The sequence below is a fragment of the Treponema sp. R6D11 genome (assembly GCF_054786075.1).
The window spans coordinates 1-407 of the sequence record NZ_BDHD01001031.1 but is presented as its reverse complement, the minus strand read 5'-3'; the positions used below and the strand labels follow the sequence as shown (position 1 = coordinate 407).

The 407-nt window shown below is 45.0% G+C and carries 1 pseudogene; it reads left to right on the top strand.

Annotation, left to right across the window (positions count from 1 at the left end):
• Positions 1–407 (top strand): annotated as a pseudogene (locus tag ACYVTD_RS17335) (aspartate--ammonia ligase); the annotation flags it as partial.

The following is a 407-nucleotide window of genomic DNA, read 5'->3' as shown; positions in this document are numbered from 1 at the left end:
ACATATACCCGACTCTTTCTCCGAAAGAACGCGAAAACGCCTGCTTAAAAGAAAATAAAACAGTATTTATCATGAAGATAGGCGATAAATTAAAATCGGGCATTAAGCACGACGGGCGCGCGCCGGATTATGACGACTGGTCGTTAAACGGCGATATTTTATTTTGGAACGATGTACTTGGGTGCGCTTTTGAAATTTCCTCAATGGGAATTCGCGTCGATTCAAAATCTCTTGACTCGCAGCTTACCAAAAATAAATGCGAGCACCGCAGAAAATTGCCTTTCCACAAAATGCTCCTTGAAGACAAACTTCCGCTGACAATGGGCGGAGGCATCGGGCAATCGAGACTGTACATGCTTTTGCTCCAAAAAGCGCACATCGGAGAAGTGCAAGTTTCCGTGTGGGAC